Source organism: Rhodococcus sp. APC 3903 (genome assembly GCF_030407755.1).
Taxonomy (GTDB): Bacteria; Actinomycetota; Actinomycetes; order Mycobacteriales; family Mycobacteriaceae; genus Rhodococcus_F; species Rhodococcus_F erythropolis.
The window spans coordinates 1-1,622 of the sequence record NZ_JASDCV010000077.1; the positions used below are offsets into that span (position 1 = coordinate 1).

Consider the following 1,622-nt stretch of genomic DNA (forward strand, 5'->3'; position numbering starts at 1 on the left):
TGTAGTCGCTATGACACACTCCAGCACAGTCACGGTGTACACCACTCATAGCGATCGAGGGTTCGCCAATGCAATCGCTGCCGGAATAAGCGCCGGGGCTTATTCCGCGCCACAAACCGCAGACATGAGCCTGTTAAGGCACCACACCAGCGATCACGGTAGAGCGCTTGTTCTCCTACCCAGCGGGGGCGTCGATTGGCAGGTGAAGGAGCTTTCCGCACTCGAGGGATCGGTCCTGGTCGGCGATCTCAGTAGCGGCCGCTCCATGATTCGGGGACTTGCTGCGGGCGCCCACTCCGCGCTCAACTCTCAACTCCCGTTCGCATCGCTGCTCGATGAGCTGCAGGCCGCACTCAACCCCAATTCCACTCACCCTGCACACGAGAAGTCCTCGCTCGTACAACGCATCCGGTTGCGCACCGAAGAATCCGCACGAATCGGCAGTCTCACCGATCGCGAATTCGAGATCGTGGGTCTTCTCTACGGCGGTTCGAATGTCGACTCGATTGCTCGAACCGCCCACATCGCACCGACCACGGTTCGCGCCCACGTCCGAAGCATCCTGCAGAAACTGGGGGTGCACTCCCAACTGGAGGCATGCGCGATGCTCCGCCGCTCTGGTCACGACGCACGTAGACACCCACTGGAACTTCGGATCGGACGCTTCTAGCAGGAAGTGCCCCAGACACACTCGTTGAGATGGGTGCTACCCCTGATTGAACTCGACCTTCGCAAAGATCGTCAATTTTGACGATTCGACGACGTGTCCGGACGTCGAAAATTGGTTCCTACACGACACCGAAGACACGAGCGAACATCGAAAGGTGCATTCAATCAATGGAATACACACGCACAGTGCCGCGGCATCTCGTCCACAGACATGCTGTTGCCGAGGTTTTCTTGACGGACTACCGGATCGAATCGGACTCGGCGTACCAGGTTGCTGTGCAACTCCCGGTCTCGCACCGGATATTCGACGTATCGAGCGAGCAACACGATCCACTCGGGGTGGCAGAAGCATTTCGACAGGCAGTGGTGCTTCTCTGCCACACCCGATACGAGATTCCACTGCACTACAAGTTCCTCATGGAAACATTCAGCTTCGAGATGTTGGATGCGCTCGACGTGCAACCAGTCGCGGAGCCGTTGAGTTTCTCGATGACAGCGGACAACCTCACTCATCGCGACGGAGCGGTCTCGGGGGTCGAAGTGTCGGGGATCCTCAGAGAGGGCAACCGGCACGTCGCCAGATGCAAAGCTGTTGCGCGAGGAGTCAGCCCCGAGGGATACCGTCGAATTCGGCAAGGACGAGAAGACCACCGCCCGAGCCTGCGCATCCTTCCTTCCGGAACCGCGGTGGTCGGATCGGAGCGAGTCGGACGCCTAACCGATGGAGATGTGCTCATCAGCACTGATCCTGCTCGGCACACGATGTTCTGCACTCCCGATCCGCGCAACCACTCCCTTTTCGACCACCCCGTCGACCACATCCCAGGAATGATTCTTTTCGAGGCCGCCCGACAAGCGGTCCGATTCCACATCGGCAACCCAGCAACCCAGATCGCCTCACTCTCGGCGGTCTTTCCGAGGTTCACTGAATGGGAAACGCCGTGCGAGGTGTC

2 protein-coding genes are annotated in these 1,622 nt (G+C 59.1%); both read left to right on the top strand.

Annotated features, from left to right (window positions below):
- Positions 1 to 670 (top strand): LuxR C-terminal-related transcriptional regulator (locus QMA15_RS32550; RefSeq protein ID WP_290289292.1); only part of this gene is annotated, 670 nt, incomplete at its 5' end.
- A 167-nt stretch (positions 671 to 837) separates the two neighbouring features.
- The coding region (locus QMA15_RS32555) for a ScbA/BarX family gamma-butyrolactone biosynthesis protein (protein ID WP_290289294.1) at positions 838 to 1,622 on the top strand (785 nt) is incomplete at its 3' end.